Annotated in this window: 12 protein-coding genes; 6 read left to right on the top strand and 6 right to left on the bottom strand. The window is 39.8% G+C overall.

Annotation, left to right across the window (positions count from 1 at the left end):
* Nucleotides 1–81 precede the first annotated feature (81 nt).
* Entirely contained in the window at nt 82–645 is a 564-nt protein-coding gene (locus RS893_RS29550; protein WP_315789113.1) for a 2'-5' RNA ligase family protein, read from the bottom strand.
* A gap of 140 nt (nt 646–785) precedes the next feature.
* Here RS893_RS29550 and RS893_RS29545 point away from each other — a divergent pair, with 140 nt between their 5' ends.
* Nucleotides 786–1,235 carry a hypothetical protein gene (locus RS893_RS29545; RefSeq protein WP_315789112.1) on the top strand — a complete coding sequence of 150 codons (450 nt, stop codon included), beginning with the start codon at nt 786–788 and terminating at the stop codon, nt 1,233–1,235.
* Between the two features lie 401 nt (nt 1,236–1,636).
* Here the strand turns inward: RS893_RS29545 and RS893_RS29540 are convergent, their stop codons facing one another.
* From RS893_RS29540 to RS893_RS29530, 3 genes are all read right to left on the bottom strand, one after another.
* Entirely contained in the window at nt 1,637–4,066 is a 2,430-nt protein-coding gene (locus RS893_RS29540; protein WP_315789111.1) for a tetratricopeptide repeat protein, read from the bottom strand.
* Nucleotides 4,067–4,278: 212 nt separating this feature from the next.
* Nucleotides 4,279–4,989, bottom strand: coding sequence for a tetratricopeptide repeat protein (locus RS893_RS29535; protein ID WP_315789110.1), 711 nt, complete (start codon nt 4,987–4,989; stop codon nt 4,279–4,281).
* On the bottom strand, nt 4,962–5,669 hold the full coding sequence (locus RS893_RS29530; RefSeq protein WP_315789109.1) for a serine/threonine-protein kinase: 708 nt from the start codon (nt 5,667–5,669) through the stop codon (nt 4,962–4,964). Before RS893_RS29530 ends, RS893_RS29535 begins: the two co-directional genes overlap by 28 nt.
* 299 nt (nt 5,670–5,968) lie before the next feature.
* Here RS893_RS29530 and RS893_RS29525 point away from each other — a divergent pair, with 299 nt between their 5' ends.
* From RS893_RS29525 to RS893_RS29515, 3 genes are all read left to right on the top strand, one after another.
* Nucleotides 5,969–8,254: an ATP-binding protein gene (locus tag RS893_RS29525; RefSeq protein ID WP_315789108.1), complete on the top strand. Its 2,286-nt coding sequence runs from the start codon at nt 5,969–5,971 to the stop codon at nt 8,252–8,254.
* Between the two features lie 63 nt (nt 8,255–8,317).
* The gene (locus RS893_RS29520) at nt 8,318–8,761 is read left to right on the top strand and encodes a response regulator (protein WP_315789107.1); all 444 of its coding nucleotides are present in this window, start codon (nt 8,318–8,320) and stop codon (nt 8,759–8,761) included.
* Between the two features lie 314 nt (nt 8,762–9,075).
* The gene (locus RS893_RS29515) at nt 9,076–10,656 is read left to right on the top strand and encodes a hybrid sensor histidine kinase/response regulator (RefSeq protein ID WP_315789106.1); all 1,581 of its coding nucleotides are present in this window, start codon (nt 9,076–9,078) and stop codon (nt 10,654–10,656) included.
* Between the two features lie 56 nt (nt 10,657–10,712).
* Here RS893_RS29515 and RS893_RS29510 read toward each other — a convergent pair whose 3' ends face one another.
* Nucleotides 10,713–11,276 (bottom strand): hypothetical protein, encoded by a 564-nt coding sequence (locus RS893_RS29510; RefSeq protein WP_315789105.1) that lies wholly within the window; start codon nt 11,274–11,276, stop codon nt 10,713–10,715.
* A 229-nt stretch (nt 11,277–11,505) separates the two neighbouring features.
* On the opposite strand from RS893_RS29510, the gene RS893_RS29505 reads away from it, so the two are divergent.
* Nucleotides 11,506–12,000, top strand: a complete 495-nt coding sequence (locus tag RS893_RS29505) for a pentapeptide repeat-containing protein (RefSeq protein ID WP_315789104.1) — start codon at nt 11,506–11,508, stop codon at nt 11,998–12,000.
* 53 nt (nt 12,001–12,053) lie between these two features.
* Nucleotides 12,054–13,247: a formate-dependent phosphoribosylglycinamide formyltransferase gene (gene purT / locus RS893_RS29500; protein ID WP_315792137.1), complete on the top strand. Its 1,194-nt coding sequence runs from the start codon at nt 12,054–12,056 to the stop codon at nt 13,245–13,247.
* A gap of 329 nt (nt 13,248–13,576) precedes the next feature.
* Here the strand turns inward: purT and RS893_RS29495 are convergent, their stop codons facing one another.
* Complete coding sequence (locus RS893_RS29495; protein WP_315789103.1) at nt 13,577–14,593, bottom strand: sulfate/molybdate ABC transporter ATP-binding protein; 1,017 nt, start codon at nt 14,591–14,593, stop codon at nt 13,577–13,579.
* Nucleotides 14,594–14,691 lie beyond the last annotated feature (98 nt).

Raw genomic sequence — 14,691 nt, 5'->3', positions numbered from 1 at the left:
AGATAGATTTAGGATAAAAATATAACTATTTATTGAGTGCAAGAGTGTAGTTATAGAAATGGCAAGGACAGAGTTTATTCTTTATGTATTAACAAGTCCAAAGGCAAACTCACCCGCCAGTTGCCACGGCCCACCTTTGTAACGCCAAAGTAGCAGCCCTTCCCCGTACCCGTCAAAAGATTCCCAAGTGCCTATGAGTTGGTTGTACAATTGGCGAGCTGCGTCTGGGGTGACTTTGTTCTGAATTGTGACATGGGGACGGTATACTTGCCGATCCTGTGGACTTAGCCATAAATTCCAAGTCTCGGCGAGCAATTTTTGCAGCCGAACTAACTCGGGACAGTCTACCTCCACAGCTACGCCTCTACCCAGAAAACGCAAGTTTGGGAAGCAAACAGATAAAAGTGGAGTATGTAGGCAGATGTCTTGCAGAGTCTGCTGGATGGATGATTCTTGCTCACCAGGTAGCATATGGAAAAGAGTGACGTGTGCAGGAAGGAAGTTCCTCTCTGAGGGAAAATATTGCTGACGCAGCCTGTTAAGGAAGTCGAAAGCAATAGGATCGAGCTTGAGTGTCACAATCAGAGGCGGAGATGGTAACGGCATATCAAGTAATTTAGGGGATGGTTGCGATCGCAATCGCATGACGTTCGTTTATTCAATCTGTTGAAAGAGGGAATTTATTTCACAACTTATAGCGCGAGAACCTCTGTCTAGAGAATGTTTTAGCTGATGAGCTAGATGGAGTAAAAATAGGATGCTAAACCTCATGAATATTGTATTCTATGAAACTAAATTATTTAATGAAACGGCTTTCAACTGTAGGACGTTGGATAGCTATAACTGTGTTTTGTGTATCAGCGATCGCTTTTATTTGGCAAGGTGCATTTTTCTCGAACACCACAGCAATGGCTGATCCTGCTGTCAACTTGATCGCATCATCAGATCTGGGTGATCAGGTTCAAGAGAAAACCAGTAAAGATGCTGGACGAGCCAAGAGTTTCATCCGTGATACAGCAGATAAGGTTGAACAAACAGCCAAGACAAATGCTAAGCGAGTTGAGCAAGCAACAGATGACAACGGTAGTTTTGTTGAGCGCAAAGCAAAAAGAGATGCGGCTCGCATTGAGAAAAGAGCAGAGGAAGATGCAGCTCGGACTCAAACAGCAGTAGATAATACCAAAAATGCTGTTGAACGCGCTGTTGATAACATCAAGGATGCTTTTAGCAACTAGAGAACAGATCCTTGTTTGAAAGATCAATGTATATTGTTTTGTTCATCGCATCTACTTGAATCTTATAGCAGTCCTAACTCATTTGTGAACAACAAGATCCCCGACAACTTTCACGAAGTCGGGGGTCTGCTTGTCTTGATTCTCACAAATTAAATAGGATAGGATTAATCCTGATTTTGGCGGCTTATAGAATAGCGATCGCATTTGTTTAACAGACTAATTTCAACTTACTGGTACTAGGTACTTTATTGTTTGACGCTAAAGCACTTTTGGATTCTAATGCTTTAAAGCAGCATATTGGCTTGGCTATTCTAAACTAAAATGAGTGTAATCAACTTGGTAAAGAGAGTATCATATCTCATTTTCGTGTCAGCGAGGCTCAACATCAGCTATAACTTGAGCTACCTGTTTATGTATCTTCGCCAAAACACTAAATAAAAAATAAAAAATATAGCTACTATGGGTAAAAATTTAATATTCTTCAAGGAATATAGTAAAAGCACACAAAATCCAATGCCACCAAGATAAAATAACCAATCTAAAAATGGTGGTATTCGCAACCTTTGCCGTACAAACTTACGTTTTGCTATTACTAATTGGTCATCAGGTTTAATTGCTAGTGCAGCGTCAAAAGAAGCGATCGCCTCTTTGTACTTTCTTAATTGAGCTAGCGCCAAGCCGCGACTATACCAAATATCAGGATCATCTTCTTTGATTTGAATTGCTTCGTCAAAGGATGCCAGTGCCTCAGAATACTTTCCTAATTTATTTAGCAGTACATTGCCGCGAGTATACCAAGCATCAAAAGTAACACACTTCATTTTGAATGCTTGCTCAAAAGATGTGCGTGCATCAGAGTACTTTCGCCATGCTTCTAGTACGTAACCACGATCAATCCAAGCGTAAAAGTTATCTGGTTTTATTTGAATTGCTTGGTCACAAGACGCAAGCGCCTTCTTGTGTTTTCCTAAACAAGATAGAACCAAACCATGATTTATCCAAGCATAATAGTCATCTGGTTTTATTTGAATTGCTTGCTCAAAACATGCAAGCGCCTTTTTGTATCTTCTTAAAGAATATTGCACTAAACCATGATATATCCAAGCATTAGAGTCATCCGGTTTAATTACAATTGCTTTGTCACAAGATGCAAGCGCCTCATCGTATCTTTTTAAATTACTAAGTGCCCACCCACGAACCATCCAAGCTAGATGATCATCTTGTTTTAATTTAATTGCTTGCTCACAACACGCAAGTGCATCATCATATCTTTTTAACTGATTGAGTGTTTGACCGCGACTAGCCCAAGCTAGAGATTCATTCGGTTTAATTTTAATTGCTTCGTCAAATGATGCCAATGCATCATTATAAATCTCTAACTTATATAGTGTCCAGCCGCGACCAATCCAAGCTAGATGATCATGTTGTTTGAATTTAAGTGCTTGGTCAAAACAATCGAGAGCCTCAGACTCATTTTCCAAGCCGTACAAAGCCCAACCGCGGCCAGTCCAAGCCAGATAGTCATCTGGTTTTATTTCAATTGCTTGCTCACAACACTCAAGTGCCTCGTTATATCTTTTTAACTTACTAAGCGCCCAACCGCGACCAGTCAAAGCTAGATAATCGTTTTGTTGCAATTGCAGTGCTTGGTCAAAACAACCAACAGCCTCAGAGTCTCTTTCCCAGTTGTGTAAAACCCAACCACGACCTATCCAAACTAAGTAGTCATCCGGTTTTATTTCAATTGCTTGCTCACAACAAGCAAGAGCCTCGTCATATCTTTTTAACCTACTAAGCGCCCAACCGCGACCTGCCAAAGCTAGATGGTCATCATGTTTGAATTTAAGTGCTTGGTCAAAACAACCAACAGCCTCGGAGTCATTTCCCAAGTTGTATAAAAAAGCCCAACCACGACCAGTCCAAGCGAGATGGTAATCCGGTTTGATTTTAATTACTTGGTCAAAGGCTGCAATTGCTTCCTTGTAACGTTGCAATTGCAATAACTCCTTCCCTCGGTTGTACCAATCTAGTACTGTAGCTGACAGATTTGTAAGAGCATCTAATGTCTCACCTGCTGACTGGTAGCGTTCGCTAAAGTGGAACTGCACCATCTGATCTAAAACATTTGCCAACTTTTGGCTCACCTCTGCTTTATCGTGCCAGATGTGTTGGAAAGTTTTGGGGTCTGTTGGTAGTTCAGTAGGTTTCCACCCAGTCAGTAATTGAATAGCGAGCATTCCTACAGCATAAATATCGCTGCATAATTGTGCGTTGTTCTCTATTTGTTCCAAGGGCATATACCCTGGTGTACCTACAACGGCAGTTAATTCAGTAGAATCAGAATTAGTTTTAACTTGTTTGACTCCACCAAAATCTATCAGTACGATTTTGCCATCCTTGCGCCGCATGATGTTTGTTGGTTTAATATCACGGTGGATGACCTGATTTTGATGCACAAACGCTAAGATTTCTAAAATTTCTTGCAATAGTTTGATAACCTCTGTTTCATTCCAGCGCTCTCCTGGTTTAATTTCTTGGCTAAGGTCATGACCCTCTATAAACTCTTGCACTAGATAAAATTCTTGATCTTGCTGAAAGTGAGCCAAAAGCTGAGGAATTTGGTCATGAGTTCCCAGTTTGAACAAGACTTGTGCTTCTTTCTCGAATAGACGCAAAGTCGTCGCATTAATAATCTCTGGTCTAAGTTGCTTGACAACACAGCGATTATCACCATCTTGCCACTGGTCTTGAGCAAGATAGGTTTCACCAAATCCACCCCTGCTTAATTTGTTGATAATCAGATAGCGATTATTAAGAATTTGACCAAGCATGAATAATACACTATATATTTTGATTTTTATATAGATACAAAGTAAACAGAGTTAATTCTTATAAATATGTAAAATTTGTAGATAAATAATTGCCGAGAAAAAATAATTTCTGATTATACCATTTGAGGAGAAATTAAATTTATAGTTTGGTAATTAATGAAAACTATTTTGACTTTATGAATTAGTTCATTCAGATAAAGAAGTTAAAAATTTTACAGCCATAGCCAACGTAACAATCTCGGTGTCTGCAATATTCTCTGTGTAATATTGCGTTCTTTTATTGCTAATTGGTAATCAGGGTTAATGGAGAGCGCTTGTTCAAATGATACTAGTGCTTCTGAATACCTTTGCAATTTATTAAGTAAGATACCGTGAGAATACCAAGCCTCAGCATGATAGGATTTAATTTTAATTGCATTGTCATAAGCTGCTAAAGCTTCTTTATATTGATTCAATGCATTTAGTACAACACCGCGTTGATACCAGGCTTCGGCGTAATTTGACTGAATTTTTATTGCAGAGTCATAAAATGTAAGTGCTTCTTTGTACCTTTTCAATTTTTCTAGCGCTAATCCGCAATGATACCAAGCTTGATAGTAATCTGGTTTAATTTTAGTAACTTGCTTAAAAGATGCGATCGCTTCTTCGTACCTACCCAATTCCTCTAATACCAAACCGCGACTATACCAAGCTTGATAGTAATTCGGATTTATTTTAATGGCTTCGTTGTAGGCTGCAATTCCCTGTTGATAACTTTTCAACTCGACTAACTTATCACCCCGTCCAAACCAATATAATGCTGTAATTGATAATCTTTTGATTGCATCTAACGCTTCACTGGCTGACTGATAGCGTTCGCTAAAGTGGAATTGCACCATCTGATCTAAAACATCAGCTAGTCCACCTCTGCGCGATCGCGCCATAAAAGTTGTCCGGTTTTACTATCTCTTAAATGTTGTCGAGGCTGCAATCCTGTCAGCGCTTCGATAGCCATGATTCCGACTGCATAGATATCACTACACAATTGCGCTTTGTTCTTCCATTGTTCATCTGGTGTATACCCCTGTGTACCAACAACAGGAGTTAATAAAGTGGAACCACCACCCTCTGTCTTCACTCTTTTGACTCCGCCAAAGTCAATCAGCATGATTTTGCCATCTTTACGTCGCCGCATGATATTGGCTGGCTTGATATCGCGGTGAATGACTGGCGGGTTTTGCTGATGTACAAACTCTAGAATGGCGAGAATTTCCTCTAGTAACTTAATGACCTCAGTTTCACTCCATTGGTAATTAGTTCTGATTTCTTGCGTCAGGTCATGTCCATCAATAAATTCTTGTACCAAGTAAAACTCTTGGTCTTGTTGAAAGTGCGCTAAAAGCTGGGGAATTTGGTCATGGCTACCCAACTTAGTTAAAACTTGAGCCTCTGTTTCAAATAATCGTAACGTCACAGCATTGATGACATCCGGCTTCAGTCGCTTCACGACACACCGATTGTCACGATCTAACCATTGATCTTCAGCTAAATACGTTTCACCAAATCCACCTTTTCCCAATTGTCGGATTATGTGGTAGCGACCATTTAGTATTTTGCCGATCATGAGATTGGTGTAGTGTTTGGAAAAGTTTACTCAGATGCTTTCAGGAAATATGCCGGAAATCACCCAAGTATTACAGTCGATTTTGCCATAGCTCGCCCAGAGAAACAATAATCTGTAATTTTTGTCAACTGTGTTGGCACGGACAACCTAAACTATTCCTTATCTCTTCTATTTAGATTTCTGTCTATCCAAAATCTTTAAAAAATATTAAAATAGGAAAAAATTGTTTATATTGGGGTATGAAAAATACCAACCCCAAAAATGTAGTTTAACGAACACTGTATTCAAAATCTCATTATTTGGAGTTGCTATCAAACAGTCACAACGAACTCACTCTTAATCCTGGCTCAATCCAACCTCATGGTGTACTACTAGCAGTAAGTACCCAGTTGGAGATACTACAGGTTAGCAGCAATACCCAAGTCTATTTGGGTAGACAGCCAGAGGAGTTACTTGGTCAACCGCTCAGTTATCTGATTGATGCCTCGGATTTAGAAGCGATCACTCAACTGCCCACAGAAGAAATTGATACTCTCAATTACCTGAAGCTATCAGTCCGTACAAACGAAGGTAAGCGAGACTTTAATGCTTTTGTGTATCGCTTAGGTGACAAAATCATTCTGGAATTAGAATCAACACAATCACCAGCCCAAGTAAATTTCTTCAACATCTACGCTTTAATTAAAAGAGCGATCGCTAAACTGAAACGCACAAATAATCTGATAGATTTCTTACAACTTACAGCTCAACAAATCCGTGAAATGACAGGGTTTGATCGAGTTATGGTCTACCAATTTGACCATCAAGGGGCGGGGGAAGTAATTGCTGAAGCAAAAATACAAGAGTTGTCGCCTTATTTGGGACTTCATTATCCAGCCACAGATATCCCAGAACCAGCTAGAGAGTTATACAGACGCAATTCGTTACGACTTATACCCAGAATCAATGCCCAGCCTGTGGAATTGATTTCTAGCATAGATGATACTCCCCTTGATTTAAGTCTATCTGTACTTCGGAGTGTTCATCCTTGTTGTGTAGAATTTCATCAAAATATGGGTGTGGCAGCTTTGATGGTAATTCCCCTGATTAAAAATGGAAATCTGTGGGGATTAATTTCCTGTCATCATCAAACTCCTAAATATGTGCCTTACGAAATCCGCAGTGGCTGTGAATTTTTGGGACAAATTGTCTCATCGGAGTTAGCTAATAAAGTTATTCAGGAAGAAGTGGACTACAAAGCCAGATTAGAATCTCTGCGTTCTGGTGTCGTAGAATCGATTTCCCAAGCAGATAACTTCAAAGATGCATTAATCCAGCCTGAACCCCGTTTACTAGGTCTTGTAGGTGCGACAGGGGCGGCGGTTTGTCTGGATGGTGAAATTTCCTTGGTGGGAGCAACACCAAATTTAGAGGACGTGCGATCGCTAATTACCTGGGCAGATAGTCAGGTGAACGATAATATATTTTTTACTGACTCTCTACCAAAGCTTTACCCAGAGGCTGAGACATTTAAAGATACCGCCAGTGGTTTATTGCTGTTGCGGATTTCTAAATTACGGCACTATTACATTCTGTGGTTTCGTCCCGAAGTTATCCGCACAGTTACCTGGGCTGGTAATCCTCATGAATCAATCCAGGTTAACTCAGATGGTAGTGTCACCCTTTGTCCCAGAGAGTCCTTTGAACAATGGCAAGAAATTGTCAGATTGACGTCTGCACCTTGGCAAGAATGCGAAATTGATAGCGCCTTGAGTTTGCGAAATGCGATCGTGGGGATTGTCCTCAAAAAGGCAGAAGAATTAGCCAAAATTAACCAAGAGTTAGAACGCAGTAACCGCGAATTAGCTTCCTTTGCCTATGCAGCTTCCCACGACCTCAAAGAACCATTACGCGGTATATATAATTACTCAGTTATTCTCCTAGAAGATTATGCATCGGTGCTAGATGAAGATGCTACAGAGTTCTTAGAGACTGTCATTTCCTTGTCGGTACGTATGGAAGCCTTGATTAATGGTCTACTGCGACTGTCGCAATTAGGACAAGCAGCACTGCAATTACAACCGGTTAATTTAAATGAATTGCTTGATCAAGTTATAAACGTCTTTCATGCTAGCCGTCAGCAACATAATTTTGAACTTCGCATTCCCAGACCTCTACCTACAATTCGCTGTGACCCAGTTCTGATAAACGAGGTGTTTAGTAACCTCATCACTAATGCTTTCAAATACAACGATAAAGCAGAACGATGGGTGGAGATTGGGTATTTGGATCAACATTGGGGACAAGAGGGACAAGGAGGACAAGGGGGACAAGGGGGACAGGGAAGTAATTTTTCTACTTTGTCTTCTTTCGATTCCCACTCACCAATCACTTTCTACGTACGAGATAACGGTATTGGCATTCCACCCCATCACCACCAAACCATCTTCAAACTTTTCAAACGGCTGCATACTCAAGAAAAATACGGTGGTGGTACAGGTGCAGGACTTGCTATTGCCAAGAAAATAATTGAACGCCACGGTGGTCAAATTTGGGTAGAGTCTACCCCAGGCGAAGGATCAACGTTTTACTTGACACTGGAATAAGTTAAGATATATTAAAAAAACTTTCATTTTTAATAAACATAGCTATTTAACATAACTTCACTAATGGCAACGAAACTTAACGAACCACTATTGGTTGTTGAGGACAGCAACGAGGATTTTCGGATGCTTCAGCGCTTGATGCGGCGTATGGCTGTCCAAAACCCCATACATCGCTGTAGTAGTGGGGATGAAGTTTTAGACTACCTATATCAAGAAGGAAAAAACCCCGATGGCTCATCCCGACCTTCTGTGATTTTGCTAGACCTGAATCTACCAGGTATTGATGGTCGTGACATTTTAGAGCAACTTAAGCAAGACCAAAGTTTTAAAGAAATTCCCATAGTAATCTTCACTACTTCATCTAACCCCAAAGATATTGAATTTTGTTATCAAAAGGGTGCAAATGGCTATCTCGTCAAGCCAATGGATGTCCAAGAATTGCAAAAGACCATTCAGGCGTTTGTAGATTATTGGTTGCAAGTGAATATTTCGCCGACTTCTGGGTGATGGGGAGATGGGGAGTGGGAGGGTGTATAGACGAGGCAGTGCGGTGGACTCCTTTCCCGGCATAAAGAAAGAGGCGTCACCTGCCGTGCGCCCTGCGCGGCTTAAGGTAAGGGTGGGGTGTGTAGACACGCAAGTGGCTTCCCGTAGGGTGGAGTAAACAACTAACCACCAATATATAGACACGAGGAACATCGCGTCTTTACCCACTAACTACTAACATTGTATTTTTTTTACAATTTTTTTAGTTTTTCTTAATGTTTTCGTAATTTATGACAATGTTGAGGAAGAGTATTAGACCTCTGCCCCATTTTCTTATGCCGAATGCCTGGAAGCTACTCATCGTTGATGATTGTGCAACGGATCGGAAAATCTATCGTCGCTTTCTTTTGAAAGATCCTCACCAGTATTACCAAATTCTGGAGGCAGACTCAGCAGAAGTTGGACTTGGCTTGTGTCAACACACGCCTTGTGATCTGATTTTGCTAGATTTTTGCTTACCAGATATGAGCGGAATCGAATTTTTAGATGAGCTTAGGCAGAAAACCTTTGGTTCTTCCGTACCCGTGATCATGCTTACTGGGCGTGGCGATGAAGAGATTGCTGTACAAGCGATGAAAAGGGGTGTCCAAGATTATCTAGTTAAGCAACACTTGAAAGCGGATGTATTGCAGCTAGCAGTTCGTAACGTAATTAAGCAATTATGTCTGCAAACTCAGTTACAAAAGACTCAGGAACGACAGCGCTTGATTGCTACTATGTTGCTACGAATTCGTCAGTCTATTGATTTGGAGGAAATTTTATACACAGCTGTTAGAGAAGTGCAACAACTGCTCAAGTGCGATCGCGTCATGGTGTGCCAGTCACATCCAAAAATAGATAATCAGCAAACTTGGCTAAATCACACAACAGATCAAAACAATTCTTTATTATGTTACTGGGCTGGCTCAAACGATTGCAATTTAAACCTGTTAGAGCCATTAGAGAGTAAAGCAAATTTGGTGGTTCCCATTACTTTGAGTCATAAAGAAATAGTATCAAAACCTTGGGGCTTTTTGATTGCTCAGCAGTGTACAGGAAAACGAGAGTGGCAATCTGACGAACTAGAGATACTTTATGAAGTATCTGTGCAGTTAGCGATCGCAATTCAACAAGCAGAATTACTAGCACAGACAAAAGCTGCCCTAGAAAAAGAAAAACAACTCAACGCATTTAAATCTCAAATCGTTGCGACGATTTCCCATGAGTACCGTACACCATTGGCTTCAATTTTAGCTGCTGCATCTACACTTAAGCAACATGGCGATTATTTAGATGAATTTAAAAAACAAAAGTTTTTACATATCATTGAGCAAAAATCACGACACATGTCCAAATTGATAGATGACATGCTTGTCATGAATCAATTTGAACTTAATAAAACTAAATTTAAAACTATTCCCCTCGACTTAGAGCAATTTTTCTCTGTTTTGATCAGCGAACAGCAACAATTCTTTAGCGATCGCCACGAATTTATTTTTAAGAGTACTGGAAATCATAAAGGTTTCCGGGGCGATCAAGGACTATTAAGGCTAATTTTTAGTAATTTAATTTCTAATGCAATTAAATATTCTCCGGAGGGAGGTAACATCGAATTGCACTTAATTGGTCAAGAATCTGAAGTTATATTTAGTATTCAAGACCAAGGTATAGGTATACCAATAGAAGATCAAACCAACCTGTTTCAACCATTCTGTCGTGGAAGTAACGTAGACACAATTCCTGGAACAGGTTTAGGATTGGCAATTACAAAAGCTTGCGTAGAATTACATGGTGGTAGTATTACCTTGGAATGCCAACCCGCTCAAGGCACTAAAGTTACAGTTTGCCTACCAAAGCAACATATACAGAATCAGTGAACAGTACCAGCCGCAGTCAATAATAGAATTTGATAACTGATAACTGATAACTGAAATTACGGTTCATATTTAACTACAGCTTGCCGTGCCAAAATAGAGTTCATGCAATCTACGCTGCCTGTAAGTAATTTGCAAGGTTCTCTTGCCTCTGATACCCCAACTACAACCCGAACATATAACCCATCATCTAAGTCAATTTTTGACACTTCATAGAGAAATTTTTTACGAGGATGTACGGCTAATGCAGCCGATAACGCAGGTGTCGCACAGATAATAGCTTTTTTCCCAGCAGGTATGTAATGATCGATAAAATAATCATGGTCTTTCGGATTGTCACTCCAACCACTGTACAAAAATTTTGAAGACCAAGATAGACATCTCAAATCTATTCCTTTGTCACTAGATCCTTGGGAAAAAAGTACTTTAGTAACCCCAAAAGAATTATTTTCTTTTTGTTTTTTTGCTTCTAAAAGTTGATTTGCTTCATCAATATCTATGACTCTTGCTCTAAAAATATCAACTGAAAAGAAAGTTAATCCACTGAGCAAACCGATCAAGAAGAATGTATTTAGTAGCAGTAAACGACCTCTAAAGTTAATAAGTATTTTTTTAATTTTCATGCTTTATTTTATTAATTAAACAACTAATTTAAGTTACAAATGACATCTATCGTGAATTCACTTTCGCTAGGTAATGGGTAACAGAGAATAAAACTAATAATTACCAATTGCCACTGTTTTAATATACCTTAAGCCTAAATGATAGTTGTAAATACCAGGTCTATTGAGAATTTTCGTGATATATTTTGAGTTATTTGAAAATCAAAACTTTTTTCAATTTTAAATAAAAATGCTAAATATCACCAATCTAAAATCCCGTGAGCTAACCATTTATTTTTTGGAACAAAATTCTCAGCAACGTTGGCAAATCCTCAAACAACTAGGAATAGCACGTTATGATTTTTTAACTAAAATGCATTTCAATGAAGCAAATATCATTTGTGTCAGCCGATTTTTTGACCATCCTAATCAACTAAAATTTCCTAATTTGGTGGGAGCAGATTTATCTGGCTTAGATTTAGAAGGAGTAAACTTTATCCGAGGAAATTTATCAGGTGCAAATTTAAAAGGAAGTAGTTTAGTTGATGCAGACCTAATTTTTGCCAATTTTACAGGTGCAGATCTTACACATGCAGATTTGCGAGGAACTACGCTCAACGAGACTATATGGTTAAAAGCTTTAGTTAATAAATGTGAGTTTGGTGAAGGAATTGGTTTAAGCAATCAACAACGCCAGGATTTACTTTCGGGTGGTGCAATGTTTAGCTCTTCAAAATTAGATTAAAATAGTTAACCGCACAAGCGTGGACTATGTAGAGATAGATGATGAATAAATTTATAAATAATTCGATAAAACTGCCACAAAAATTAATGTTGCTAGGTTCTGGAGAACTAGGAAAAGAATTTGTAATTGCTGCTGGGCGTCTTGGCAATTATGTCATTGCTGTTGACCGCTACGACAATGCCCCAGCAATGCAAGTTGCTGATTGTGCAGAAGTAATTTCGATGTTAAGTGCTGATGATTTGGAAAGAATAGTTGATAAATATCAACCAGATTTCATCATACCGGAAATTGAAGCAATTAGAACAGAAAAGTTACTGGAATTTGAAGCAAGGGGAATTACAGTTATCCCCACCGCAGCAGCAACGAACTATACGATGAATCGCGATCGCATCCGGGAACTGGCACACCAAGAATTAGGCATCAGAACTGCAAAATATGGTTATGCTTCTACCCTAGAAGAGTTAATTGCTATATCTGATGAAATTGGTTTTCCCAATGTGATCAAACCTGTAATGTCTTCTTCTGGTAAAGGTCAGTCAGTTGTCAAAGAAAAAGCGGAAGTAGAAAAAGCGTGGAATTGTGCGATCGCAGGTTCTAGAGGCGATACTCAAAAGGTAATCGTAGAAGAATTTATTAATTTTGAAATTGAGATTACTTTACTTACCATTAAACAATGGAATGCACCCACAATTTTCTGTTCTCCTATCGGTCATCGGCAAGAAAGAGGAGATTATCAAGAATCTTGGCAACCAGCAGGAATTTCTGAACAGATGACAGCACAAGCACAGGAAATAGCCAAAAAAGTTACTGATGCTTTAGGGGGTGCGGGAATTTTTGGTGTGGAATTTTTTATTACTAAAGACGAGGTAATCTTTTCAGAACTTTCACCTAGACCGCATGATACGGGAATGGTAACATTAATTTCGCAAAATTTGAATGAGTTTGAACTGCATCTACGAGCAATTTTAGGCTTACCAATTCCTCAGATAGAGCAGTTAGGACCTGCGGCAAGTGCGGTGATTTTAGCTTCAGAAAAATTAGATGCGATCGCTTATACAGGTGTAGCTGAGGCTTTATCAGAAAAAGATGTTGACATCAGACTATTTGGCAAACCAACTGCTCATCCTTATCGTCGCATGGGAGTTGCTTTAGCAAAAGGCAGCAATATTCAACAAGCACGGGAAAAAGCCACAACAGCTGCAAGTAAAGTCAAGTTGACCAAAGAAAAAGGGCAGAAGATTTATTAAAAAGGCAGTCCCAATGAAAAAAATTTCATCACTAAGTATGAAAAAACCTTACTCCGTCCTATCGGACACTCCTCTGGTGAACTCGCAACAGAGGGGAAAGGGGGGTCCCCTCTGGGGAACTCGGGGGCCCCACTCCCCTAAGGGAGTGGGGATTAGGGGTGAAGGGGCTGTTCTTGTGAGGTTACTTTCAAGGCAGAAGATAAAAGAAGGAGGAAATAAAAAAGTAAACAAGTATACCTGCTTAGTGACAGTTATTTACCTATACTGAATTTCTGTCAGAATTCTTGTTCTCAACCTTCTAACCTCTGTGTGCCTTCTGCCTTTCTTCTTCAAATCGAATAATAAAGCGGAAAGGACCTAGCATCCTTCGGCTTCACATACACTTTTTGCTGTGGTTCCAAATTCAATTCATCAAAGCGATCGCGTGTCAAATGTGCTGTTACCACTTGTCCATCATCTAAAGTCAATTCTGCTTGAATTTCCCAACCTAGATGTATTAAGCGGCTTACCCTTGCAGCTACGGTAGTACCGTTAGGGGAAGTTTCGATAATTACATCTTGGGGACGCAGGAACATTTCTGGATGTGCCGAATCAAAACCATTATTTTGGAAAATATTTGAAGTACTCGGCAATACGTTTACAGGCCCGATAAAACTCATCACAAATGCTGTCGCGGGATGATCGTAAATCTCCGCAGGTGTTCCAACTTGTTCTACACGTCCTTTATTCATCACCACGATTTCATCAGAAACTTCCATCGCTTCTTCTTGGTCGTGGGTAACGAAAACAGTTGTGACATGTACCTCATCATGCAAGCGCCGCAACCAAGCGCGTAGGTCTTTACGGACTTTAGCATCCAGCGCTCCAAAAGGTTCATCTAATAATAATACATTCGGTTCTGCTGCTAGCGCTCTAGCTAAGGCTACCCTTTGGCGTTGTCCACCTGATAGTTGCGATGGATAGCGATCGCCTAGTCCACTCAGCTGTACCAATTCTAATAATTGTTCTACCCGCGCTTTCACCTTTGCTTTTGGCAACTTGCGAATCTCCATACCAAAAGCAACATTTTGCCGCACTGTCATGTGCTTAAATAATGCATAATGCTGAAACACAAACCCAATATTGCGTTCCTGCACACTTTGATTGGTGGCATCTTTGCCAGTCAAAATTATTTTCCCACTATCTGGCATTTCCAAACCAGCGATGAGCCTTAGCAATGTTGATTTACCAGAACCTGATGGCCCCAATAAAGCGACCAGAGAGCCACTTTTAATTTCCAGACTCACCCGATCAACCGCTTGGAAACTGCCAAACTGCTTAGATACGTTTTCAACTACTATGCCCACTGCTAGGAACCTCTACAACTAATCTACGGTTGTTTGATAGGGTTTGTGTATTTCATATATATCATAAAAGTGAAACACTTTTATGAATGTAAAAATTT

Origin of the sequence: Fischerella sp. JS2, assembly GCF_032393985.1 — a bacterium.
Lineage (GTDB): Bacteria > Cyanobacteriota > Cyanobacteriia > Cyanobacteriales > Nostocaceae > Fischerella.
This window is presented reverse-complemented; position numbering and strand designations above follow the sequence as displayed.